Source organism: Streptosporangium nanhuense (assembly GCF_059358815.1).
On the sequence record NZ_JCADBG010000007.1, the window covers coordinates 283,310 to 304,141 of the forward strand.

The following is a 20,832-nucleotide window of genomic DNA, read 5'->3' on the forward strand; positions in this document are numbered from 1 at the left end:
CGTGGACGGGTTCCCCGCCGACCAGGCCCGCGACATGCGGGACGTGCAGCGCGGCCTGGAGACGGCGCAGCGGTCCGCGGCCACCGGCCGCCCGCTCACCGAGGCGTCCAAGGGCTGGATTCTGCGCGCCATGGACAGCCCGGACCCGGAACAGCTGGAGCCGGGCGACGTCTGGATCTTCGCCTCAGGCGGGCGGCTGCACGCGATGGAGTACACCGGCAGCGAGGAAGTGCTGGAGGTGCCGGATTTCCCGCAGGGCACCGGCGTATCGAACCCGGCGTTTCCCCTGACCAACGCAACACCGTCGTACAACCAGGCGCAGATCCAAACGATCGTTGACACCGTCGACAACCTGAACACCGCGCTCGTGGCGCTGTTGAACTCGTTGCGCGGCGCGGACCTCATCGCCTGACCCCTTGATCGTGCCGTCCGCGCGTGCGGGCTGAATGCGCTCCGAGGGAAGGCGCGCGGCCGGCACCCACTTTCCCTCCGACGAAGGGCCGCCATGCTTCGCGCTCTGAAGGCTCTCGACGCACGTCTCGGCCACCGCGGCGCCGATCTCCTGATGCTCGGCGCCCTCGACTTCGTCTATGGCATCGGCCTGCTCACTCCCACGCCGGAGTCTGCCTCCACCAGCACCTACCTGTACCTGGCCAGCATCGCCCCCCACTCGGTGTGGGCGGGCATGTGGTTCCTCGTCGGCGCCATCTGCCTGCAGCAGGCCTTCTCTGTTCAGGACCGGGTCGGGTTCGCGGCCGCCTCCGCGCTGAAGATCTTCTGGGGGTTGTTACACCTCGTGGGCTGGCTCGCGGCTGATGTGCCCCGTGGCTACGTCTCGGCGGCCATCTGGCTCGCGGCCGCCGCCTGGGTGCTCAACTCGGCTCGCCGTCAGGAGGGTTACGGCGCGGGCGGTACGGCATGACCACGGAGACCATCGCCGCGATCGTCGCCGGCATCGCCGCGGTGTTCGCGGCGATCGTCTCCGGGCGCGCCTCGACGAAGGCCAACAAGATCAAGGCCGAGTCCGACGAGCGGATCGCCGCCCGGCAGGCGGTGAAGGACGCCTACGAGTCGGCCAAGACCTTCTACGAGGGCATGGTCGTGGAGCTCAAGGCCGAGCTGGAGCGGCTGCGCGCGAACATCAGCCGGCTGGAGGAGCAATCGGCCCGGGTCACCGAGCAGCTGGCGCGCGAGCAGGACGTCAGCCAGACCCTCCGGGCCCAGATCGAGGAGCTCCAGACCCAGGCCCACTCCTTGAAGGAGCAGCTGCGCGACCACGACCGGCAGACGGCCCGCTGGCAATCCATGGTCGAGCAGCTCAACACCCGCATTGAGGAGCTCAACACCCAGCTCGCCGAGGTCGGCACCCCGCCCCCGGCGCTGTTTTGAAACCGGGCCCATCGAGATGGAAGGAACCCTGATGACCGACCACCACGCCGAGGACCGCGAGCCGTTTCCTCCGCAGCCCGTCGACGGCGCCGCGGTGCGGCCCGAGGACGGCGACCAGAGCCCGCCCGACGACGTCGACGAGGACGCCGAGGAGGACGGCGCTCACGGCCAGGGCGACGAGGACGCCGAGGAGGACGGCGCTCACGGCCAGGGCGACGAGGACGCCGATGGCGACCGCGGCTGAGCGCGGGCTGATCGGCGCGATCCGCGCCGAGCTCGGCTACCGGGAGAAGGCAGGCGGCTGGACGAAGTTCGCCGCCTGGTACGAGGAGAACAAGCCCGCGCCCGGGTTCAGCCGGGGCGCCTGGTGCCAGATGCTCATCTCGTGGGCGGCCGCGCAGGCGGGCATCCCCGAGAGCGTCATCCCGCGCATGGCCTACACCCCGTACGCCGCGCAGTGGTTCCAGGACCGGGGCCAGTGGGGCCAGACCCCACGGCCGAACGCGCTCGTGTACTTCGACTGGGGCGGCACCAAGCGCATCGCGGCGATCGACCACGTCGGTGTCGTCCTGCGCGTTCTGCCCGACGGGCGGATCCGCACGCTGGAGGGCAACACCAGCAACCAGCTGCAGGAGCACACCCGATCGCTGGCCGGAGTGGCCGGGTTCGGCTACCCCAACTACGCCGCGGCCGCCGCGGTCGCGGATCCCACGGAGGCCCTCGTGGACAAGCTCCCCCTGCTCAAGCCGGGCGCCACCGGCCGCCACGTCAAGACCGTGTTCTTCCTGCTGCAGGCGCGCGGCTACGGCAAGGACCTGAACCCGACGGTCGTCGACCCGACGGTGTACTCGCCGCCGGTCGCCGCCGAGGTGCAGCGCCTGCAGGGCGACAAGGGCCTGACCCGAGACGGCGAGGTCGGGCCGAAGACCTGGCCCAAGCTGCTCGGCCTGTGAGACGCACCGACCCTCACCGCGCCGGCCCGCTGGTCGAGCGCTCCCCACACTCCCCGCCGTGGTGGCGGGCTGTCCCATTGGAGGGACGTATGCACGGAGAACCTGTCACCGAGTCCTCGCCGGTCGAGGCGAAGGTCAAGTGGGCGTCGTTCGGCGGCTACGCCGGATCCGTCGCGCTGCTGGCCGTGCTCCAGGCGGTCGACGCCGATCACTCGCTGATCGCGTTCTGGCCGGACTGGCTGGAGGCTCTCACGATTCCGCTGCTGCCGACGGCGATCGCCGCGGTGGCGGGGTACCGGGCCAAGCACACCGCTCGCCCGGACCTCCCGGACTCACAGCGGTAGATCGGCGCTCGCCCGTCCTCCCCTTCAGGGAGGGCGGGCGATCTTCGCGCGTCCGGCATCAATCGGGCAGATGCCCCCATACACGAATGGTGAGCATAAATGCTCATTGTCCCGGTCCATTGCGCACGCATCTGACACTCTGGTGCAGCCGCGCCACGGCCTTCCCTTCCTCCCCTCTGGAGTCATCCATGCGTTTCAAGACGCCTGCCGCCCTGCTGGCGACCGCGGTCCTCGCGGTCGGCCTGTCCAGCGTCACCACCGCCTCGGCCGCGCAGGCCGCCCCCGGCGACGTGGTGTACTCCTGCGTCCACAAGAAGACGCGCTACGTCCGCATCGTCAACGCCAGCGCGAAGTGCCGGACCACCGAGGCGCCGCTGTCGTGGGGCGGCCAGGGGCAGAGCACGGTGTCGGGCCCCGGCCCGCAGGGCGAGCGCGGCCCGGCCGGCCCGCAGGGGCCGAAGGGTGAGGCGGGCATCGGCACCCAGGGGCCGCGCGGTCTGCGCGGCGTCCCGGGGGCGACCGGTCCCGCCGGTCCGACCGGTCCGGCGGGCAAGCCCGGCGCGGACGGCGAGGACGGCGCGGACGGCGAGGACGGCGCGGACGGCCAGGACGGGAAGGACGGCGGGCTGCCCGCCGTCTACGCCTACAAGGTCGGCCCCGTCTGGACCACCTGCAAGCTGCTGAGCGGCTACGCCATCGCGGCGTATGACTGCAAGGTCACCAAGGAGCCGGCGAAGGGCAACCCGGCGCCGACGCCCACCCCGACGCCGTCCTCCTCCTCGACCGGCGGGCAGGGTACCCCGACGCCGGCCCCGTAGCCCGTACGCACGAAAGCGCCGCCCTCCCCATCCGGGGAGGGCGGCGCTTTTCCGTGTGACAGCAGGACGTCCGCCCCGCCGGGTGGCGGGGCGGGGTGGCCGCTCAGGCGCAGCACTCGCAGTAGCGGTGGCGCAGGGCGTCGCGCTCGATCGCCGCGTCCACGTGGCCCTGCTCCTGCGGGGTGAACCCGGCCACGATGCTCTGCCGGGCGGCGGGGGTGAGGCGCTCCATCAGGCGGGCGACGAGGGCGTCGGCGGTGAGGAGGTTCTCGAGGGGGTTCTGGGTGCTCATGTCGGGCTCCGTTCGTCGTTCCTGCTGTCATGTATGACTGTACCGGAAAAGCTGCATTGGACGTACCGGAAAAGCTGCGATCACGCCATCTGTTACTCACCTGTGACTGTCGTCTTTGTGGTACGGTCAACGCATGGCAGACACCGCACTCGACATCGTGGGAGCCCTGGAGATCTGCGCCAGGGCCGAGCAGGAACACGGGGTACCGGTCAAGGTCGGCACCGTCAGGTCGTGGGAGAAGCGCCGCGCCGCCTGGGTCGAGGCCGGCCGCCCCTCCCGCAACGCCTCCCGCCCGAAGGAGGAGCCGATGCCCGACCCGCTCGGCGAGGTCAACGGCTCTCCGGCGTGGTCCTGGGCCATCGTCGAGCCATGGATGAAGCGCTCCGGCAAGCTCGACAAGTAGACCCCGGACACGCGCGACGCCCGCACCTCGGCCGAGGTGCGGGCGTCGTCTCATCTCACCGGCGGGGGATCTCCCCCTTGCCGCCGCACCGGCGGCACGCGCCGTACGCCTCCCGGTTCCACGCCGACATCCGCCGGCCCGGGGAGGACCGGCAGGACGGGCACCGCCGCAGCGGATGCCGGCGCCGATCCCACCGCCACGCGATCGCCGCCACCGTGATTCCCACGATCACCAGCTCCACGCCGTCACCGGCCCCGGGCGCCGAAGGTGATACCGACCTGGGCGACGTCCTCGCCCGCCTCGTTGACCACGGTTTCGCCGGTCCTGCCGGTCTTCGTGCTCTTGCCGGTCTTCTTGTCCTTCGCCATGGTGCCTCCTTCGGTCCCCCAGGCGGGCGCCCGGGAGTGGTTTCTGGGTGTGCGGGAAATGGCCCTACCGCCCCTACCGCGCAGGTCAGGCACGGTAAGGGCCAGGTAGGGGCAGCTGGTCGGGTAGGGGCCCGGTAGGCCCGGGTCAGACCCCGGCGCCCGCGGCCGCGAGGTCCTCGCGCCGGTAGCCCTGCAAGACCCGGCCGTCGATCTTCACCGACCGCGGCGCGACCCCGTACGGCTTGAGCGCGGCGGCGATCCGCTCCGGAGTCCACCCCGGGCCCAGCGCCTCGACCAGGTCGACGGTGTGCAGCCGCCCCGCCTCCTCGATGGCGGCCAGGATCTCCCGCGCCGGGTCGACGTCGACGGCGGCCGCGCTCTCCCGGGCGGGCAGCGTCCCGGCCGCCCGGCGCAGCTCGTACGCGACGTCGGCGACGTCGGTGAGGTCGGTTCCCTGGTCGTCGAGGAAGTACGAGCGCAGCCGCGCAGGGTCCGCGCCGTCCGCGTCCAGGATGCCGACGCCGCGGTGAGACCGGGGGATCTCGGAGGCGTCGTATCCGGCGCCGACCGCGCCGGGGCCGAGCACCGCGTTGGAGGCGATGCTGTCGGCGCACCGCATCGCCCACCTGAGGGAACACACCCCCTTGAGCTTCGGCGGGATGCCCTCCCGCGTGGTCCGCTGCGTCGCCAGGACCAGGAGCACACCGGCGGCCGGGCCGCGCGAGGCGATGTCCACCATCAGCTCCACGATCTCCTCGCCGTGCTCGGAGGAGACGTAGTAGCGGGTCTCGTCGACCACCGTGAGTTCGATGTCGATGCCGAGCTGGCGGCACAGCTCGGGCGTCAACTTCGTCGAGCCGCCCGCCTCGTCGAGCATGTCGAAGACGCGTTCCATCTGTGCCTGCATCCGCAGCAGGTGGTGCAGCAGTCCCTTGGCGTTGCGCTTCTCGGCGGTGTGCGCGACTCTCCTCCACGGCCGGTGGTCACCGGCGCCCTTGCCGTCCCACAGATGGATGCGCACGGTGGGCGCCAGCGCGGCGGCCGCGAGGATCCCGTTGACCGCCGCCGACTTCCCGGCGCGTGGCTCCCCGGCGACGATGAGGGAGGCGTCGACCAGGCGCAGCCACTCCTCCTCACCGCGCCCGTTGGGACCGGCCGGGACGCCCCGCCAGAAGTCCCACGGCTCGGTGCGGCCGATCAGCGGGTGCGGGTACACCTTGAGGAACGGGTCGGCCTTGGCGACGAACACGGCGAGCTGCCCGGCGTGCTCGTCCAGCGCCTTGAAGAACACCTGGCTCTCGCCAGTGCCGAGCGCGCTGGCGAACGCGCCTTCCTTGCCGAGGGCGGCCCGTGCCCGGTCGCCGGGCGCCAGCTGCAGCACGGTGGACCAGCCGCCGTCCTCGGCCAGCACCGGCGCGGCCAGCTTCATCCCCTCGGGGCGGCCGAGCCGCGCGGCGATCGCCGCCTTGACCACGACGCCCTCGGCCGGGGTCCGGCCGGTCCCAAGCCCGGGGAAGCGCAGCGGCACCGGGCGGGCCTTGACGCGCTTGCGGACCTCGGCCGCAGTGCCGACGCTCACCACGGCACCGGCCGCCAGGAGCGCCGCCGACCCACCCGTGACGTACGCGCCCATCGCGGACGACAGGACGTACCCGCCGCCTACCCACCACGCGGTGCGGCGCCGCCGGGTCCGTACCCGCTCGACGAACTTCAGGTCGTCGGCGCGGGCGTAGTCATCGGCGCGTACCCATCGCCAGTACGCGCGGGCTAGCAACGCGGTCCCGTCGACGGGCGCCGTACCCGCCCGCCACACCAGCCGCCCGGCGCGTACCCCGTACCGGCCCTGCCGTACCCGGTGCGCGGCCGTACGTACCCGCACCCGTACCTCCCGGGTACGGCTGCGGGTACGGCGCTCCCAGAACTCGGTCGGCGTCGACGGGCGGACGAACTCGGCGAGCGGCTCGGCCTCCTCGGCCGGCCGCTCGGTGGTGCTGATGCTCACGCGCTTACCTCGTGCCGGGTACGGGCAGCACCGCGCGGCCCCTCGACTAGATCGGTCAGGTACGCCTGCACCCGCTCGGCCCGCGGCTGCCCGCAGGCGAGCTCCCGCTTGATCGTCTTGATGGGCGGGACCTCGGCCAGCTCGCCGCCGGGCGCGAAGGTCTGCACCGCGCGCAGGTACAGCTCGCGCGGCTCCGGCACCTCGGGGAGCACGGGGATGACCTGCTGCTGGCCCTCGGCCGGAACGGGCGCGGAACGATCCGGAACGACCTCCGACCACTCCGGAGCGGCGCCCAGGTGCGGCTGTACCTCTTCGGGTACGGCGTCGCCGGGGGCGTACCCGCCCGAGTACGGGGCCGGGTCGACCGGCCCGGCCAGGTCCTCGCTGAACTCCCGCCACCGGTCGGCGTAGGAGTCCAGGGGGGATGGGACGGGGGCGACGCCGGGCGGCAGGAGTACGGTCGGCGCGGCCGCGGGTACGACGTCGGGCGCGCGTACCTCAGCGGGTACGGGGGCGGGTACGGCGGGCGCCTGGCGCACCTCGGCGGGTACGTCCTCGGGTACGTCGGCCCGGCCGATCATGCCGAGCAGGTGCACCAGGCCGCCGAGCGCGATCGGCGGCAGGATCGACACCGCGACGATCAGTACCCACGCCGAGTCGCCGAGTACGATCACCCGGGCCTCGATCAGGTGGTACACCGCGTTGCCGAGTACGGAGACGAGCACCGCGGCGAGCGCGTGCCAGAACGCGTGCTGGCGTACCTCGGCGCTGTACCTCGCCTTGTTCGTCGTGATGCGCGCGGCGCCGACCCCGTAGGCGTCCACGCTGAGCGGCACGAGCCAGCTCATCGGGAGCTCGGCGCCGAACACGTCGAAGATCTTGGTCCAGCCCGCCAAGAGGCCGAGACCGGCCAGCGCGGTGAAGGACGCGATGACGGTGGAGCCCGCGACCATGCCGACCGTGATGATCACAGTCCAGTCGCGGCGGTGCGGGGTGGCGCGTATGGGTAGCGCGATGGAGGTGGTGCTCGTACTCTCGGCCATGCTGCTCGGTCTCCAGGTAGGTGGGGATCAGGCGGTGACCCTGCCGGCGCTCGAACGCCGGCAGGGTCGTTGTGTTTTCAGGGGCCCCCGCGCGCGCTGCCCTTCAGCGCGCGCGGGGGCCGGGGCCGGCAGGAAGAGAGGGGGCTCTGCTACCTGCCGGAGTGGGGGGTGGTCCCGTCCTCGCTGTGCTCGTCGGGCGGGGCGTCGTCGGCGTGCTGGGGGAAGCGCTTCTTGATCGCCTCCAGAGCTGCAGCCGGGTCCTTGTCGAGCTGCTCCAGGATCTGGTCGAGGAGATCGTCGGCGCTCTGATCGGGGGTGGGCTCTGGGGTGGTCACATGCTCTCCGGTGAGTAGGGGTGGTCCCGCCCTGCCCATCCGCGCGAGGGGCGTCCACTTCCGTCCAAGTGGTGGGCGGGACCACGGTTGGCCCGGCTGCCGCCGCCCCCGGCGGGCACCGGCAGCCGGGGGATCATAGGCGGCGGGTGATCACCTGGCCGACGTCCGCCGAGGTGTCCAGCGGGGCGTGCTTCTTGTCCGGGCTGGACCTGGAGGTGCAGGCGACCCGGTCGAGCTTCGGGTCGAGCCGCCAGTCCAGATAGATGAACCCGTGCAGACCGGAGCGCCGCTCAAGGTCGAGGTGGCAGAAAGCACAGATCGCGTGGGGGTCGCTGAAGCTCACGTCTTCTCCAACTCGTCGACGAGGCCGAGGGGAGTACCTGCGGTCAGCGTGCGATGGATGCCTGCTTTCACTTCCTCGCGGGTGACGTCGGTGTCGCGGGTGGCCCACCAGTGATCGATGTCGCTGGTCCACACAGTCCAGCCGGGAAAGCGGTCGGCGATCATCGCCCGTACGGCGTCGATCCATGCGGTGCGGGCCTCGGTCTCGGTGGTGAACCACCGGGCTCCGGCTGCTTCGCCGTCGCGGCAGGCGAGGTGGAACAAGCCGGTGCCAGGGTCGATCAGTACAGCCGCCTCGACGTCGGCCGTGGGCCAGATGACAGAGACGACGCGCTGGTCGTGGGTCAGGATGCTGCTGGCGACGCTGCGCCAGAACGCGGCCTCAGCCTGCGCGAGGGTGGGGTAGGGGTCGCCCTTGGACACGCTGGAGGAGACCAGGACGACGGCGGGATCTGGAGTGTCGATCAGGTGCCAGTACTCGTCGCGCCAGGTGTAGGACAGGTGAGCGTGATGTGCCGGATCATGGGGGACAGCAGCAGGCATGGGCGCTCCAAGGCGACGCCGTATACAGAGTGAATAAGTTTGTATACGAACTTGCCCGACCGTGTACGGTGCTGTCAAGCCAATCTGAAGTTCGGGGGGTAGAAGTGACCGAGAGGCCACACGCCTATCTCCGCGTGGCTGATCATCTGCGCGACCTGATCACAACGGGCGAGCTCGCCCCAGGCACGAAGCTTCCAGCGCAGCGACTGCTCGCCGAGGAGCACGGAGTCTCGGACATCCTCATCCGGCGGGCGCTGGAGATCCTCCGCAACGAGGGCTTGATCGAATCGCGGCAGGGCTCCGGCACGTATGTCCGGGAGCGCCCGCCCGTGCGACGCATCTCCATGGACCGCTACCTCGCCGACGCCGGCCCCCAGGAACAGCCCCAGACGTCGTTCACGTACGACGCCGGGATCGCCTGGTCGCAGTACAGGCTGGACAAGGCGTTCCGGTGGATCGAGGCCGACGAGCGCCTGGCCGATCTGTTCGGTGTCGACCCCGGCGCCAGAGTGCTGGAGCGCCGGTTCGTCTTCTATGCCTCCGGCTCGCCGTCCCAGATGTCGCGCTCGTGCCTGCTGGCCGTCGACGTCGAGGGCACGCCGGTCGCTGACCCGCACAACGAGCCGTGGCCCGGCGGCAACATCGGCCAGCTGCGGACGCTCGGCATCGAGGTGGACCGCATTACCGAGGACACCGCGACGCGCATGCCGACGCCGGAGGAGACTGACCTGCTCGGGATCGCGGTCGGGGTGCCGGTGTTCTCGATCACCCGTCTGATGTACGCGGCCGGGCGCGTGGTCGAGGTCGCGGACCCGATCGTCATCCCTGGGGATCGCGCCGTGCGGGTGGACCGCATCGTCCTGTAAGGAGCGCGGTGCGCTGGCCGATGCTGGCCATGATCGAGTTCGCATAACCTCGCTGCCACTTGATCGGCAGAGGGACGATTGAGAGGCGACCCCGCACACTCCCAGCGCGGGGTCGCCTCTCGCCCAGACCGGACATGGTGCTCCTGGACATGCCCGGACGGGCCGCCTGACCCTGCTTGCTAGCGACTGATCGCAGCAAGTTGGACGCTCACCGTAACCTTGGTACTGACAAGCGCACAAGAGTATCAGCGCTTATAGTCATTTACACAGGCGCTGACCTGCGCCTATACCCTCGCCGTGTGTCCATAGATCGTGACTCCTACACACCTGCGTATCTCCAGCTCGCGGATCTCCTGCGGGCGCGGATCGGCAAGCTCCCGCCCGGGGAGAAGCTGCCGAGCGAGACGGAGCTGATGAAGGAGTACGACCTCGCGCGGATCACGGTGCGCGCGGCGATCAAGGAGCTCCGAGGCCAAGGCCTGGTGGAGACCCGGCGCCGTGGGGGGTCGTACGTCCGGAGGGAGATTCGGGTGCCCATGGACATCGAAGGGCCGGCCGACGTGAGTGCGCGGATGCCGACGCCCCAGGAGCGCAAGGAAATGAAGATCCCCGAGGGGGTCCCGCTGCTCGTGATCGAGCGCGAGGGACCGGAGGGTCCGGTGACGGAGCTGGTGCCGGCGGACAGGGCCGTCTTGAAGATCAACAGACGGGACTGAGGTACGGATTTCCGCGAGGATCCGCGAGGTTCCGCATCCCTTCAAGCTGTCACTTTATGCTGTCACGGGGCCTGACCTGGCGATCATCAATAGCCCGTATCGCCAGGTCAGGCAGGGGTAGGGCGCCTGGGACTCGAACCCAGAACCTACGGATTAAAAGTCCGCAGCTCTAACCATTGAGCTAACGCCCCGCAGGTGACAGCGTACCGAGGATAGTGTCCACTAACGTCCGTCGCCAGGCCCATTCATGGTCATCTGTTTGTGGAACGCCCGGTGAGAGGCGGGGGCGGCTCCTAGAGTGGCAGGCATGACGAGCTCGGGGCTTGAGCCCGCCCTCACCTCCCATGTCTCCACGCGCCCAGGTTATGTGGTGGTCGACGTGGAGACCACAGGTTTCTCGCCGTCGAGGGGCGACCGGATCTGCGAGATCGCGCTCATCTCGCTGGACGCCGGGGGCGAGATCGTCGACGAGTGGCACTCGCTGGTCGACCCCCGCCGCGGCACCGGGGCCGTTCACGTCCACGGCATCACCAACGCGATGGTCCAGGGCGCGCCGGTGATCGAGGAGGTGCTGGACGAGATCTGGCGGCGGGTCGCGGGCCGGGTTCTGGTGGCCCACAACGCCTCCTTCGACCTGCGCTTCCTGCGGAGCCTTCCCGGCAGCGAGTGGGTGACCGAGACCCTGTGCACGCAGCGGCTCGCGCCCGCCTTCATCCCCGAGGGCAGGTGGACGCTCGCCGCGTGCTGCGAGCGCGCCGGAATCCCGCTCCTCGGCGCGCACGCCGCGCTGGCCGACGCCCGCGCCGGCGCCGAGCTGCTCCGCTTCTACCTACGTACGGGCGCCTCCTGGGAGGCGGAGCTCGCCAGGGCGGCCCAGGCCCCCGAGTGGCGTCCCTCCGGGCTGCCCCAGCGGCCTCCCCGCCGCCGATGAGCCCTGAGCGGGAGCCACGGGCGAACCTCGGACGGGAGCCGCGGGCGAACCCCGGGCAGGATCAGCGGTAGGCGGCGATCCCGGTCAGGGCCTCGCCGAGCACGAGCGTGTGGATCTCCTCGGTCCCCTCGTACGTCAGGACGCTCTCCAGGTTGTTCATGTGCCGGATCACCGGATACTCCAGCGTGATGCCGTTGCCGCCCAGGATGGAGCGTGCCTGGCGGGCGATGTCCAGGGCGGCGCGGACGTTGGCGAGCTTGCCGAAGCTGATCTGGCGCGGGGTGAGGGTTCCCGCGTCCTTGAGGCGGCCCAGGTGGAGGGCGGTGAGCTGCGACTGCCCCAGGCCGACGTACATCCAGGCGAGTTTCTCCTGGGTCAGCTGGAAGCCGCCGATGGGCCTGCCGAACTGGACGCGGGAGACGGCGTAGTCGGTGGCCGACTCCAGGCAGGCGCGGGCGGCGCCCACCACGCCCCACACGATGCCGAAACGGGCCTCCGACAGGCACGACAGCGGGCCCTTCAGGCCGTGCACCCCGGGCAGTACGGCGGACGCGGGCAGCCGGACGTCGTCGAAGTACAGCGACGAGGTCACCGAGGCCCGCAGGGACATCTTCCGGTGGATCTCCGGGGCGGTGAAGCCCGGGGTGTCCGTGGGCACCACGAAGCCGCGGACGCCGTTCTCGGTCTGCGCCCAGACCACGGCGACATCGGCGATGGAGCCGTTGGTGATCCACATCTTGGCGCCGTTGAGGAGCCAGTCGCCCGAGGGGTCCTGCTTGGCGTGGGTGCGCATGCCCGCCGGGTCGGAGCCCTGGTCGGGCTCGGTCAGGCCGAAGCAGCCGATCGCCTCGCCCGCGGCCATCCGGGGCAGCCACTCCTCCTTCTGCTCCGCGGAGCCGTACTTCCAGATCGGGAACATCGCGAGCGAGCCCTGCACCGACACGAACGACCGCAGCCCGGAGTCCCCCGCCTCCAGCTCGCGGCAGGCCACGCCGTACGAGACGGCGTCGAGGCCCGCGCAGCCGTACCCCTCCAGGTGCATGCCCAGCACGCCGAGCGAGCCGAGGGCCGGGGCGAGCTCGCGGGCGGGGAAGACGGCCTCCTCGAACCAGTCGCCGACGTGGGGGAGGATCCGGTCCGCGACGAGGTCCCGTACGGTGTCGCGGATGAGGCGCTGCTCCTCGGAGAGCGTGTCGTCGATGCGCAGGAGATCGTCCATGGGCTTCCCTCTCTCTCGGCCCTGTCAGGGTATTACCGGTGCGGGTGGGACGGGGGTCAGGGTCACTTTCGGCCCGGGGCGGGGTGTATGTCAGGGTCGTGCCAGGGGGAATCCCGATGTGAGGAACGTCCCCCCTCGGGCAGTCTGAGGACATGAACGAAAACGACTTCGCAGGCGTCAAGAAGCTCCAGCGGACCAGGGACGGTCGCATCATCGCGGGTGTGGCCTCCGGCCTCGGACGCTACGTCGGGGTGGACCCCAACATCATCCGGGCGGCCCTCGCCATCGCCACCTTCTTCGGTGGCCTCGGGGTGGCCGTCTACGCGATCGGCTGGGTGCTCCTGCCCGACGAGAACAAGGACAGGTCGGTCCTGCAGGACGTGATCGACAAGAACAAGGACAACCCGATCTGGGTGGACGCCAGGACCAAGGCCGAGCAGAGCTGGGCCAAGGCCACCAGCAAGGCCGCCGACAAGGTCGCCGACCACCACCGCGCGCCGTACCAGCCGGCCCCGGAGTACACCACCACCCACCAGACCCCCTTCCCGCCCGCCCCGCCCGTCGCCCCCCAGGCGCCGTACGGCACGGCGCCGCGGCAGGACGACGACACCCGCCCCCAGGTGTGAGTCAGGAGGTCGCCTCCGCGCGAACCCTCTCGATGATCTCCCTGCGGGACCTCCTCCAGAACACGGCCAGCGCGGCCGACAGGGCGAGCCCGGCCGCGCCGGCCAGCGCGACGACCGTCTCGGGACCGAGGTGGTCGGCCGCGGCCCCACCGGCCAGGATGCCGATGCCCTGGGAGGCCAGCAGGCCCGACTGGACCAGGCCGAAGGCCTGTCCCCGCTGCTCGGCGGGGACGCACTGCACGAAGGCGGCGTTGGCCGCGAGCTGGTAGGCCCCGCCCAGGCCGGACACGAACCACAGCAGCAGCACCACAGGAAGCGGTGGCTGCGCGGCGCACAGGATCAGCGGCGCGCAGGTCAGCATCGCCATCCAGCCCATCGACCGCAGCCGGTTCGATGGGCTGACGTAGCGGCTGTAGAGGAACGCGCCGACGACCGTACCGGTGGGCATGGCGCCCATCAGCAGGCCGGTGACCAGCGATAGCTCCTGGGGATTTCCGGTCAGCTCGTCGGCGTACGGGCTCGCGATCCCCTCGGGCAGCACGTAGAAGCCGCAGAGCCAGGCGAAGAGCACCAGCGTACGCAGCCGGGGGTCGCCGAAGACCAGCCTGGCGCCCGCACGGGTCATCGTCCACATCGAGGGCCGGTTCTCGTCGGCGGGGATGGGGGCGGGACGCCGCCGTACCCCCGAGACGATGATGAGCGCGGAGGCCAGGAAGGTCGCCGCGTCCAGCGCCAGAGCGCGGTACGGCCCCATTCCCATGATCAGGACGCCGCCGGCGGCGAAGCCGAGCATCTGCGCGCCCTGATTGGTCATGTTCTGCAGGGCGGACCCCGCCACGTAGCGGTCGCCTTCGAGCAGCTCCGGCAGCAGGGCCGCCCGCGCCGCGGAGAACGGTGCGCTGAGCAGCACGACGCAGAAGACCAGCGCGCACAGCGCGGCGAACGAGACGCCGGGTACCGCCATGAGCGCGACCAGGAGGGCCCGCAGCAGGTCGCAGGAGATCATGATGCGCCGGCGGGCGTAGCGGTCGGCGAGCCCCGCGAGAAGCGGCCCGCCGATGATCGGTGGCAGGTAGGTCAGGGCGTAGACCGACGCCGTCGCCAGGGGAGAGTCCGTCCGTTCGAAGACCAGGACGGACAGCGCCACTCGTGAGAGCTGGTCACCGAGGAGAGAAAGCCCCTGGCCGAGCCAGAGCGCGCGGAACTCCCTGATGGCGATGACCTCGCCGTAGGTCGCTTGGCGTTCCGCCGGACGGCGATGCCGCCCGGGTAGTCGGCCGGACTTGGTCGCCGCCATAGGACTCCGCTGAGCTCGCAGGCACACTGACTGTGGGTGTTCACTGTGTAACCTACGGTGCCTGTTGCGAAGCCCGCGCGCAACCGAAAGCAATCAAGCGCATGCAAACCGTAATGATAAGCGGCGACATTCCGGAAAGAAGGGCTTTGAGATGCTGTGCGGGGTTACTTACCAGCCCAGCTCGTGCAACCGGTCATCGTCGATGCCGAAATGGTGGGCGATCTCATGAACAACGGTTATCTGCACCTCTTCGACGACCTGTTCCTCTGTGTCGCAGATCGAGCAGATGGGGTTGCGGTAGATCTCGATCCGGTCGGGTAGCACTCCTGCGTACCACTCGCCACGCTCGGTGAGTGGGATACCCGTGTAGAGACCTAGAAGATCCGGTTCTGGTGGGTCGTCGACGACGACGAGCACCACGTTGTCCATGACTTTCGTCAGCTCGGGGGGAATGGTGTCCAGGGCTTCTGCCACGAGCTCCTCGAACTTCTCCCGCGAGATCTCGATCACACCCGTCATTCTGCCCCGTGAACCCGGGTAGAGGTGGAGGCGCATGAAATTCGCTGATTGGACCCAGAGAGCCCGCCGTCTCGTCACCGGGCGAATCGCCCGCGGTGTGGTCGTCGCCGCCGTCGCCCTGGCCGGGGCGTGGCTCGGCATCATGCTGGGCGGGGCCGTACGGTCCAACGTCGGCCCTGTGGAGCTCGGCATGTCGGCCGAGCCCTCGTGGGCCGGGGAGACCGTCGTGGACGCTCACCCTTTCGGCACACTCCTGTTCGACACCCATGACGCCCCGGTCGGCCTCCGCGTGACCCTGGAGAACATCAACCCCGACCGGGCCCGCGGCTTCCTGGACGACCCCAGGTTCTCCGCCGACCGGCTCCCCGCGCTCCTGGAGGAGGAGCTGGGCGCCGGCGTCAGGACGCTGATCCTGCGCGCCGCGCTCTGCGGCGTGACGGGGGCCCTGATCACGTCCCTGATCGTCTTCCGGCGCCCGGGACCGGCCCTGGCGGGCCTGCTGGGCATCACCGTCGCGATAGCCGGTACGGGCGCCGCCATCGCCCTGACCTTCCGGCCCGACTCCGTGGTGGAACCCAAGTACACCGGCCTGCTGGCCGGCGCGCCGTCCCTCGTCGGCGACGCCGAGTCGATCGTGACCAGGTTCGAGTCCTACCGGGTCCAGCTCGCCAAGCTCGTCAACAACGTCTCCCAGCTCTACGACGTCGTCTCCGCCCTGCCGGTCTACGACGCCGACCCCACCTCGATCCGGGTGCTGCACGTCTCCGACATCCACCTCAGCCCCATCGCCTGGAACCTCATCCGCTCGGTCACCGCCCAGTTCAAGATCGACGCGATCATCGACACCGGCGACCTGACCGACCACGGCACCGGCCCCGAGGACAGGTTCACCGAGGAGATCGGCACCTTCGGCGTCCCGTACGTCTTCGTCAGGGGCAACCACGACTCCATGGTCACCCAGCGGGCCGTGGCCAGGCAGAAGGGCGCGGTCGTCCTCGACGGCGAGGCCAAGACCGTGGCGGGGCTGCGCATCTACGGCATGGGCGACCCCCGGTTCACCCCGGACAAGTCCGTCCCCGTCGACTCCAACCTCGAATCGCTCGCCGCCCTCGGCCGCTCGCGCGCCGCCGAGCTGGCGAAGCTGCCCAAGCGGGTCGATCTGGTCGCGGTCCACGACCCGACGATCGCCAAGGGGTTCTCCGGGGCGGTCCCGATGGTCCTCACAGGTCACTCCCACGAGCGATCCACCGAATTGCTGCCCTCGGGCACCCGCGTCCTGGTCCAGGGATCCACCGGCGGAGCGGGCCTTCGGGCCCTCGAACACGACGAACCCACCCCCGTCGCGGCCTCCGTTCTGTACTTCGACGCCAACACGCACCGCCTGCGGGCCTGGGACGACATCACCCTGGGAGGGCTCGGCGAGCAGTCGGTTCAGATCCAGCGTCACGTTGAGACCGACCCTGGCCGTACAATTTCTCCTGTGCCGACGATCGCTCCGTCTCCAACGGCGTCGATCACCGTCACACCGACGCCGTAGGCCGCAAACCGCTTTGGCATCGGGGGCAAAAGTCCCCTATGCTTCAGAGGTCTCCAGCGGAAGACGGCGACGGAACGAGACGAGAGTCTCGAGCCCCCATCGTCTAGTGGCCTAGGACACCGCCCTTTCAAGGCGGCGACACGGGTTCGAATCCCGTTGGGGGCACGGCCGAGCCAAGGCTCGCCAGGGAAACGGCAGGTCGAAGACCTCCGGAAAACTGGTAGGCTAAGCAAGGCAAGAAAGACCGGGACAAAAACCCCGGAAGCAAGGTCCTGTAGAGCAGTTTGGAGTGCTCGCCACCCTGTCAAGGTGGAGGTCGCGGGTTCAAGTCCCGTCAGGACCGCTCTGGTAGGTGTTCGATCCACCACCGAGGTCAGGTAGCTCAGTCGGTACGAGCGTCCGCCTGAAAAGCGGAAGGTCGGCGGTTCGACCCCGCCCCTGACCACAGCAACTGAGCAGCACAAACGCCCCGAGCCGACTATGGCCCGGGGCTTTTTGATGTCTGGTGACAGCAACGTCCCGGCGGAACGTGGGCCAGCTTCTATCGAAGTTTGTAATGCCTCAAACGAGGAGCCTCGGTGATGCGGGTAAGCGGTAGCGCTTACCCGAGGTCATGGGCCGAATCGACTGGGTGCCGCAGAGTGAGTTCAGCACTGCGAGCGAGGCGGTTGACAGTGCAGGGGCACTGAGATCTCAAGCCCGTGTGCGAGTTCGGGTAAGCGGTGACGCTTACCCTGATCCGGGACCAGGACGACTCGCTTGTCGCGAGGCCGTAACTGGCCCGGGGCTGCCCGTTCAATCTCACTTGTAAAGTGAGATCACCGTCGCGGTCACGGTAGCCAACCCTGCGAGCAGAGTGACTATCGCTGTGACAGCATCAAGATCCGGCAACCACCGTGTCCACACATTGTGGGATTTTTTCCGATGGCGAGCCACCGACGTTACCTCCTCACTCCCGTCATTCTTCAGGTGACGGACATCCCGACACCTGCGAGTGACGAAGAGGAAGCGGTTCCCACTTTGTGTGCACTTGGCCTCATCGTAAGTGAGTCGGCTTTGATCTGGCGCCACATCAGCGACTTCTATTGACAGTTGTCGCTAAAGAGCTTGAGAACGACAAGACGCCTCGGCCAAAGCCGAGGCGTCGGAGTAGGGCTCCTGTTCTATGCGAGCGCGTCGCCGAGTTTGCCGAGGGCGTTGCGCTTGTCGTCGAGGGAGACGTGGGCGTAGATGGTCATGGTCACTTCGATGTCGCTGTGGCCGACGATGTCGCGGACGACCTGGGGCGGGACGCCGAGGTTGAGCAGCAGGGTCACGCAGGTGTGTCGGAGGTCGTGAAAGCGCATGTCCCCGAGGCCGGCAGCCTTGCGAATGGCTCCCCAGCTTCGCCGGAGGTTGTCCGGCTCCATCGGGGTCCCGCGCCGGGACGGGAAGACCAGGCCGTGTTCCTCCCAGTCGTCCCAGCGGTCGGAGCGCTCGGCGAACTGCTGCTTGCGATGCACCCGGAGTGCTTCCACGCAGATGGAGGGGAGCGGGACGGTTCGCTCGGAGTCGTTGGTCTTGGGCCGGACGAACTGAAGACGGCCCTCGACACGCTGAAGGGTCTGGATCACTTCGAGTTTCGCGCCGTCGAGGTCGATGTCCACCCAGCGCAGCCCGAGCAGCTCCCCGCGCCGCAACCCGAGACAGAGCGCCAGGACGTAGAGAGCGGACAGCCGGTGCTCGTGGGCGGCCTTGAGGACCAGGCGGGACTGAGGGACGGTCAGGCCGCGGTTGACCGTGTACTTGGGAACCGGGACCTTGACGAGCTTCGCCGCGTTGCGCGGGATGATCTCCTCTCGTACCGCGGAGTACGGCGTGCACGGACTGGACCATGCGAATCGACAGCCTGGACTCGCAGCACTCACCGTCCTTGATCGCGCAGCAGGCGGGAGTCTCCCGGGAGGCGTCCCAGCCGTGCTTGCAACACTGGCACTCGGCACGGGGCCGGGTGATGAACAGCCGGATGACAGCAACGTCGTTCGATTACCGGTGAGCGTGAGACACGTGGATGATGTCCAGCCGAAGTTTCTGCTGATTGACGCAGATAAGCAAATCTGTGGCTCCTGACTTGATGCCGAGGGCGTCTTCGTCGAGGCGCCGGAGGACGACGAGCTTGGGACCGTCGAAATCCTGGGGTGTCTGGCTTTGCTCGTGAGTTCCGGCACCAGATGTCGCTGAGTTTCGGCACCAGCGGGCATCTCGCCGATCTCGATGTTCGTGGGTTTGGGCGTCACCCCTCGGTGGGGGCGGGATACGTCTGTCGTCGGCCAGCGCACCGCTCACGCACGGTGACGGGTGTCGGAGGCGGGACGCGCCTTGTCCGCGGCAGATCCGAATGAGTCAGAATGTGCCGATGACGATATCCGTTGACGACTCCGGTCCGGTCCGGATTGTGACGGCCGTTCTTCGCGACGGCGATCGGGTGTTGCTGTGTCATCGAAGCGCCGGACGCCGTTGGTATCCCGACGTGTGGGACCTGCCGGGCGGTCATGTTGAAAAGGGGGAGGATCCGAAAAAGAGCCTTGTCCGCGAGCTTCGGGAGGAGTTGGGGATCACGGCATCGGAGCCGTCCAGCCCGCCGATGCATGAGATCCGGGCCGCGACGTTCGACATGCAGATCTGGTTGGTCGACAGGTGGACCGGAACACCCGTCAACGCCGCGCCGGACGAGCACGACGCTGTGGCGTGGTTCGAGACGTCCGACCTCGACAACCTGCGTCTCGCCCATGAGTCGTATCTCTCAATGCTCACCGCAGTGCTCGTCACGTGACGTCGCTCCGGAGCTACCGCCGGCGCCACCGATGGGCAAGATCTACAAGCGGTGCCGGTTCTCACGAACATCTCGGCATGCGGCGTCGGCAACGTGGCGCCGAAAGTCACGAACAGCTGGCGCCTAATCTCGCGAACGAAGCCAGGTGTCTCCCCTTCCAGCGGCTGCGCGACTACCTCAGCGGGTCCAAGCGCTACCGCCGGAGGAATCCGCTGAGACCGGGTGCGCTGCGGATGCTTGATACGGCGGGGAATCGGCTCGCGGAGTTCTGGATGGGCGAGATCATCGACTGGCTGCCCTCATCGCTCGGCCATGAACGGGTGAACCCGCACCTTCTCCGTCATATTTCAATGAGCTAGGGGGCGAACGACTCCTTTTTGATGAAGTAGGGCGAGACGGGACGATCGTGACGATGGCCATCGTTGGCGAGTAGGCCTGCCCTGTTCCGGCCGCCTCGGCAACTGCCAATGGGTGCTTGAGTAAAGCGGTGGCGCCGATTCAATCCCCAGGGCGCATCGACACTGTTGCTCACCCCCACTGCCAATTATGGCTTTAGGTGTGCATGTCGTTGCTTTAGGTTAAACAACAGGGGATGGCATTTCGAGGATCTGACCCGATTTGCTTCCTGAGCCGACCGGCCCGACCGGACAAGGCGTGCTTAAGAACCCCTGAGATCTTCTGTCGGCGCGTCAGCTGATCCAGCGCGTCGGTTGTCCGGTCAGGCGGGAGATGGTGTCGAAGTCGGCGTCGGCATGCAGAACGGTGAGCTTGTGATGCCGAGCCGTCACCGCCATGAGGAGATCGACCGGAGAGGCGCTCTGGTGCCATCCCTTGTCGGCGAGATCGCGCTGCAGCCCGCTCGTCTCGTCCCAGGCCGATTCGGGGGTGACGTAGTACGGGAAGGTCTCCTGGAGCAGATTGCCGGCTTCGTAGAAGGCTGGTCGGCCGCCGACAGCTCGGAGGTACTCCTGCCTGACCGGCTCGCAGATGCCTACGAGCCCGGCAGAGACCGCCTGGTCCCATTCTGTCCCGACCTGGCCGCGATAGAAGCGGACCAGGGCGCTGGTATCCATGAGATAGAGCTCTGTCACGCCACGGCCTGGTGCGCGCTGTCACCCTTGTCGATGGCTGAGAAGTCGATCTCACCTTCAGCCACCATCTCGCGCATGCGAGCCACGGCCGCGGCCCGCTTGCGTCGATCGATGATCTCTCGTAGGGCGGCGTTGACCGTGTCTTTCTTGGACGAGGTGCCGAGCAGCTTCGCGGCCTCCGCCAGGGCCTCGTCATCGAGGTCGATCAGGGTCTTGGTCATGATGCCCCCACCTGTATATACGAACTGAGATTAGTATATCAGCGATGTTGATCTGGAGACGTTGTTCGCAACTTGAACGCGCGAAAAGGAGGATCAGGTTCCTGCTATGAGGTCGAGGGTTGTCGGTTGCCGAGGGTGACGGCAGTCCTGACAGCAACGTCTCCA

At 68.9% G+C, this 20,832-nt stretch carries 28 protein-coding genes and 4 tRNA genes; 18 read left to right on the top strand and 14 right to left on the bottom strand.

All coding sequences use genetic code 11. From position 1 onward, the window contains the following. The first annotated feature begins 1 nt into the window (after position 1). The 7 genes from AC5L38_RS16590 to AC5L38_RS16620 all read left to right on the top strand — a co-directional run bounded on the left by AC5L38_RS16590 (position 2) and on the right by AC5L38_RS16620 (position 3,504). Entirely contained in the window at positions 2 to 412 is a 411-nt protein-coding gene (locus AC5L38_RS16590; protein WP_495243690.1) for a hypothetical protein, read from the top strand. 93 nt (positions 413 to 505) lie between these two features. Then, positions 506 to 922, top strand: a complete 417-nt coding sequence (locus AC5L38_RS16595; protein ID WP_495243691.1) for a hypothetical protein — start codon at positions 506 to 508, stop codon at positions 920 to 922. After that, entirely contained in the window at positions 919 to 1,389 is a 471-nt protein-coding gene (locus tag AC5L38_RS16600) for a hypothetical protein (protein WP_495243692.1), read from the top strand. The genes AC5L38_RS16595 and AC5L38_RS16600 overlap by 4 nt, the downstream gene beginning before the upstream one ends. 31 nt (positions 1,390 to 1,420) lie before the next feature. After that, entirely contained in the window at positions 1,421 to 1,633 is a 213-nt protein-coding gene (locus tag AC5L38_RS16605; RefSeq protein WP_495243693.1) for a hypothetical protein, read from the top strand. Then, complete coding sequence (locus tag AC5L38_RS16610) at positions 1,617 to 2,342, top strand: CHAP domain-containing protein (protein WP_495243694.1); 726 nt, start codon at positions 1,617 to 1,619, stop codon at positions 2,340 to 2,342. Before AC5L38_RS16605 ends, AC5L38_RS16610 begins: the two co-directional genes overlap by 17 nt. A gap of 89 nt (positions 2,343 to 2,431) precedes the next feature. Continuing rightward, the gene (locus AC5L38_RS16615) at positions 2,432 to 2,686 is read left to right on the top strand and encodes a hypothetical protein (RefSeq protein ID WP_495243695.1); all 255 of its coding nucleotides are present in this window, start codon (positions 2,432 to 2,434) and stop codon (positions 2,684 to 2,686) included. A gap of 188 nt (positions 2,687 to 2,874) precedes the next feature. After that, entirely contained in the window at positions 2,875 to 3,504 is a 630-nt protein-coding gene (locus AC5L38_RS16620) for a hypothetical protein (protein WP_495243696.1), read from the top strand. 103 nt (positions 3,505 to 3,607) lie between these two features. On the opposite strand, the gene AC5L38_RS16625 is transcribed toward AC5L38_RS16620, so the two are convergent. Next, positions 3,608 to 3,796 (bottom strand): hypothetical protein, encoded by a 189-nt coding sequence (locus AC5L38_RS16625; protein ID WP_495243697.1) that lies wholly within the window; start codon positions 3,794 to 3,796, stop codon positions 3,608 to 3,610. Between the two features lie 133 nt (positions 3,797 to 3,929). Here AC5L38_RS16625 and AC5L38_RS16630 point away from each other — a divergent pair, with 133 nt between their 5' ends. Then, positions 3,930 to 4,199, top strand: a complete 270-nt coding sequence (locus AC5L38_RS16630) for a hypothetical protein (RefSeq protein ID WP_495243698.1) — start codon at positions 3,930 to 3,932, stop codon at positions 4,197 to 4,199. 245 nt (positions 4,200 to 4,444) lie between these two features. Here AC5L38_RS16630 and AC5L38_RS16635 read toward each other — a convergent pair whose 3' ends face one another. The 6 genes from AC5L38_RS16635 to AC5L38_RS16660 form a co-directional block, all read right to left on the bottom strand. Further along, the gene (locus AC5L38_RS16635; RefSeq protein WP_495243699.1) at positions 4,445 to 4,567 is read right to left on the bottom strand and encodes a hypothetical protein; all 123 of its coding nucleotides are present in this window, start codon (positions 4,565 to 4,567) and stop codon (positions 4,445 to 4,447) included. Positions 4,568 to 4,712: 145 nt separating this feature from the next. Continuing rightward, positions 4,713 to 6,569 carry a hypothetical protein gene (locus AC5L38_RS16640; protein ID WP_495243700.1) on the bottom strand — a complete coding sequence of 619 codons (1,857 nt, stop codon included), beginning with the start codon at positions 6,567 to 6,569 and terminating at the stop codon, positions 4,713 to 4,715. After that, positions 6,566 to 7,612, bottom strand: a complete 1,047-nt coding sequence (locus AC5L38_RS16645) for a hypothetical protein (protein ID WP_495243701.1) — start codon at positions 7,610 to 7,612, stop codon at positions 6,566 to 6,568. Before AC5L38_RS16645 ends, AC5L38_RS16640 begins: the two co-directional genes overlap by 4 nt. Positions 7,613 to 7,761: 149 nt before the next feature. Further along, on the bottom strand, positions 7,762 to 7,947 hold the full coding sequence (locus AC5L38_RS16650; RefSeq protein WP_495243702.1) for a hypothetical protein: 186 nt from the start codon (positions 7,945 to 7,947) through the stop codon (positions 7,762 to 7,764). A gap of 133 nt (positions 7,948 to 8,080) precedes the next feature. After that, positions 8,081 to 8,290 (bottom strand): hypothetical protein, encoded by a 210-nt coding sequence (locus AC5L38_RS16655; RefSeq protein ID WP_495243703.1) that lies wholly within the window; start codon positions 8,288 to 8,290, stop codon positions 8,081 to 8,083. Next, positions 8,287 to 8,832: a hypothetical protein gene (locus AC5L38_RS16660; RefSeq protein WP_495243704.1), complete on the bottom strand. Its 546-nt coding sequence runs from the start codon at positions 8,830 to 8,832 to the stop codon at positions 8,287 to 8,289. The genes AC5L38_RS16655 and AC5L38_RS16660 overlap by 4 nt, the downstream gene beginning before the upstream one ends. A 134-nt stretch (positions 8,833 to 8,966) precedes the next feature. Here AC5L38_RS16660 and AC5L38_RS16665 point away from each other — a divergent pair, with 134 nt between their 5' ends. Together AC5L38_RS16665 and AC5L38_RS16670 are read left to right on the top strand one after the other, a co-directional pair. Beyond that, positions 8,967 to 9,698, top strand: a complete 732-nt coding sequence (locus AC5L38_RS16665) for a GntR family transcriptional regulator (RefSeq protein ID WP_495243705.1) — start codon at positions 8,967 to 8,969, stop codon at positions 9,696 to 9,698. Between the two features lie 299 nt (positions 9,699 to 9,997). Next, a complete protein-coding gene (locus AC5L38_RS16670) occupies positions 9,998 to 10,414 on the top strand; it encodes a GntR family transcriptional regulator (RefSeq protein WP_495243706.1) in 417 nt (138 codons plus the stop codon). 118 nt (positions 10,415 to 10,532) lie between these two features. On the opposite strand, the gene AC5L38_RS16675 is transcribed toward AC5L38_RS16670, so the two are convergent. After that, positions 10,533 to 10,605 (bottom strand) — tRNA-Lys (locus AC5L38_RS16675). Between the two features lie 116 nt (positions 10,606 to 10,721). Between AC5L38_RS16675 and AC5L38_RS16680 the strand changes: the two genes are divergently transcribed. After that, positions 10,722 to 11,345, top strand: a complete 624-nt coding sequence (locus AC5L38_RS16680) for a 3'-5' exonuclease (RefSeq protein WP_495243707.1) — start codon at positions 10,722 to 10,724, stop codon at positions 11,343 to 11,345. A gap of 61 nt (positions 11,346 to 11,406) precedes the next feature. On the opposite strand, the gene AC5L38_RS16685 is transcribed toward AC5L38_RS16680, so the two are convergent. After that, positions 11,407 to 12,564: an acyl-CoA dehydrogenase family protein gene (locus AC5L38_RS16685; protein WP_495243708.1), complete on the bottom strand. Its 1,158-nt coding sequence runs from the start codon at positions 12,562 to 12,564 to the stop codon at positions 11,407 to 11,409. A 152-nt stretch (positions 12,565 to 12,716) separates the two neighbouring features. Here AC5L38_RS16685 and AC5L38_RS16690 point away from each other — a divergent pair, with 152 nt between their 5' ends. After that, positions 12,717 to 13,190: a PspC domain-containing protein gene (locus AC5L38_RS16690; RefSeq protein ID WP_495243709.1), complete on the top strand. Its 474-nt coding sequence runs from the start codon at positions 12,717 to 12,719 to the stop codon at positions 13,188 to 13,190. A 1-nt stretch (position 13,191) separates the two neighbouring features. Here AC5L38_RS16690 and AC5L38_RS16695 read toward each other — a convergent pair whose 3' ends face one another. Both AC5L38_RS16695 and AC5L38_RS16700 read right to left on the bottom strand, forming a co-directional pair. Continuing rightward, positions 13,192 to 14,487 (bottom strand): MFS transporter, encoded by a 1,296-nt coding sequence (locus tag AC5L38_RS16695; RefSeq protein WP_495243710.1) that lies wholly within the window; start codon positions 14,485 to 14,487, stop codon positions 13,192 to 13,194. A gap of 168 nt (positions 14,488 to 14,655) precedes the next feature. Next, positions 14,656 to 15,006 carry a metallopeptidase family protein gene (locus tag AC5L38_RS16700; protein ID WP_495243764.1) on the bottom strand — a complete coding sequence of 117 codons (351 nt, stop codon included), beginning with the start codon at positions 15,004 to 15,006 and terminating at the stop codon, positions 14,656 to 14,658. A 34-nt stretch (positions 15,007 to 15,040) separates the two neighbouring features. On the opposite strand from AC5L38_RS16700, the gene AC5L38_RS16705 reads away from it, so the two are divergent. The 4 genes from AC5L38_RS16705 to AC5L38_RS16720 all read left to right on the top strand — a co-directional run bounded on the left by AC5L38_RS16705 (position 15,041) and on the right by AC5L38_RS16720 (position 16,988). Further along, positions 15,041 to 16,543, top strand: coding sequence for a metallophosphoesterase family protein (locus AC5L38_RS16705; protein ID WP_495243711.1), 1,503 nt, complete (start codon positions 15,041 to 15,043; stop codon positions 16,541 to 16,543). A gap of 92 nt (positions 16,544 to 16,635) precedes the next feature. Beyond that, a tRNA-Glu gene (locus AC5L38_RS16710) sits at positions 16,636 to 16,708 on the top strand. 103 nt (positions 16,709 to 16,811) lie between these two features. Continuing rightward, positions 16,812 to 16,886, top strand: a tRNA-Asp gene (locus tag AC5L38_RS16715). Between the two features lie 28 nt (positions 16,887 to 16,914). Beyond that, positions 16,915 to 16,988, top strand: a tRNA-Phe gene (locus tag AC5L38_RS16720). 718 nt (positions 16,989 to 17,706) lie between these two features. Here AC5L38_RS16720 and AC5L38_RS16725 read toward each other — a convergent pair. Continuing rightward, complete coding sequence (locus AC5L38_RS16725; protein WP_495243712.1) at positions 17,707 to 18,450, bottom strand: tyrosine-type recombinase/integrase; 744 nt, start codon at positions 18,448 to 18,450, stop codon at positions 17,707 to 17,709. 488 nt (positions 18,451 to 18,938) lie between these two features. Here AC5L38_RS16725 and AC5L38_RS16730 point away from each other — a divergent pair, with 488 nt between their 5' ends. Together AC5L38_RS16730 and AC5L38_RS16735 are read left to right on the top strand one after the other, a co-directional pair. Further along, on the top strand, positions 18,939 to 19,355 hold the full coding sequence (locus AC5L38_RS16730) for an NUDIX domain-containing protein (RefSeq protein ID WP_495243713.1): 417 nt from the start codon (positions 18,939 to 18,941) through the stop codon (positions 19,353 to 19,355). A gap of 77 nt (positions 19,356 to 19,432) precedes the next feature. Next, positions 19,433 to 19,714, top strand: coding sequence for a hypothetical protein (locus tag AC5L38_RS16735; RefSeq protein WP_495243714.1), 282 nt, complete (start codon positions 19,433 to 19,435; stop codon positions 19,712 to 19,714). 330 nt (positions 19,715 to 20,044) lie between these two features. On the opposite strand, the gene AC5L38_RS16740 is transcribed toward AC5L38_RS16735, so the two are convergent. Together AC5L38_RS16740 and AC5L38_RS16745 are read right to left on the bottom strand one after the other, a co-directional pair. Next, a complete protein-coding gene (locus AC5L38_RS16740; protein ID WP_495243715.1) occupies positions 20,045 to 20,446 on the bottom strand; it encodes a PIN domain nuclease in 402 nt (133 codons plus the stop codon). Further along, entirely contained in the window at positions 20,443 to 20,667 is a 225-nt protein-coding gene (locus AC5L38_RS16745; protein ID WP_329087211.1) for a type II toxin-antitoxin system VapB family antitoxin, read from the bottom strand. The genes AC5L38_RS16740 and AC5L38_RS16745 overlap by 4 nt, the downstream gene beginning before the upstream one ends. Between the last annotated feature and the right edge of the window lie 165 nt (positions 20,668 to 20,832).

Bases quoted from the DNA above. Each gene is read 5' to 3' on its own strand.
- AC5L38_RS16620 (WP_495243696.1), top strand. From the start codon at position 2,875: ATGCGTTTCAAGACGCCTGCCGCCCTGCTGGCGACCGCGGTCCTCGCG.
- AC5L38_RS16605 (WP_495243693.1), top strand. From the start codon at position 1,421: ATGACCGACCACCACGCCGAGGACCGCGAGCCGTTTCCTCCGCAGCCC.
- AC5L38_RS16660 (WP_495243704.1), bottom strand. From the start codon at position 8,832: ATGCCTGCTGCTGTCCCCCATGATCCGGCACATCACGCTCACCTGTCC.
- AC5L38_RS16645 (WP_495243701.1), bottom strand. From the start codon at position 7,612: ATGGCCGAGAGTACGAGCACCACCTCCATCGCGCTACCCATACGCGCC.
- AC5L38_RS16690 (WP_495243709.1), top strand. From the start codon at position 12,717: ATGAACGAAAACGACTTCGCAGGCGTCAAGAAGCTCCAGCGGACCAGG.
- AC5L38_RS16745 (WP_329087211.1), bottom strand. From the start codon at position 20,667: ATGACCAAGACCCTGATCGACCTCGATGACGAGGCCCTGGCGGAGGCC.
- AC5L38_RS16680 (WP_495243707.1), top strand. From the start codon at position 10,722: ATGACGAGCTCGGGGCTTGAGCCCGCCCTCACCTCCCATGTCTCCACG.
- AC5L38_RS16600 (WP_495243692.1), top strand. From the start codon at position 919: ATGACCACGGAGACCATCGCCGCGATCGTCGCCGGCATCGCCGCGGTG.
- AC5L38_RS16625 (WP_495243697.1), bottom strand. From the start codon at position 3,796: ATGAGCACCCAGAACCCCCTCGAGAACCTCCTCACCGCCGACGCCCTC.
- AC5L38_RS16705 (WP_495243711.1), top strand. From the start codon at position 15,041: ATGAAATTCGCTGATTGGACCCAGAGAGCCCGCCGTCTCGTCACCGGG.
- AC5L38_RS16595 (WP_495243691.1), top strand. From the start codon at position 506: ATGCTTCGCGCTCTGAAGGCTCTCGACGCACGTCTCGGCCACCGCGGC.
- AC5L38_RS16630 (WP_495243698.1), top strand. From the start codon at position 3,930: ATGGCAGACACCGCACTCGACATCGTGGGAGCCCTGGAGATCTGCGCC.
- AC5L38_RS16695 (WP_495243710.1), bottom strand. From the start codon at position 14,487: ATGGCGGCGACCAAGTCCGGCCGACTACCCGGGCGGCATCGCCGTCCG.
- AC5L38_RS16615 (WP_495243695.1), top strand. From the start codon at position 2,432: ATGCACGGAGAACCTGTCACCGAGTCCTCGCCGGTCGAGGCGAAGGTC.
- AC5L38_RS16730 (WP_495243713.1), top strand. From the start codon at position 18,939: ATGACGATATCCGTTGACGACTCCGGTCCGGTCCGGATTGTGACGGCC.
- AC5L38_RS16610 (WP_495243694.1), top strand. From the start codon at position 1,617: ATGGCGACCGCGGCTGAGCGCGGGCTGATCGGCGCGATCCGCGCCGAG.
- AC5L38_RS16685 (WP_495243708.1), bottom strand. From the start codon at position 12,564: ATGGACGATCTCCTGCGCATCGACGACACGCTCTCCGAGGAGCAGCGC.
- AC5L38_RS16735 (WP_495243714.1), top strand. From the start codon at position 19,433: ATGCGGCGTCGGCAACGTGGCGCCGAAAGTCACGAACAGCTGGCGCCT.
- AC5L38_RS16635 (WP_495243699.1), bottom strand. From the start codon at position 4,567: ATGGCGAAGGACAAGAAGACCGGCAAGAGCACGAAGACCGGCAGGACC.
- AC5L38_RS16700 (WP_495243764.1), bottom strand. From the start codon at position 15,006: ATGACGGGTGTGATCGAGATCTCGCGGGAGAAGTTCGAGGAGCTCGTG.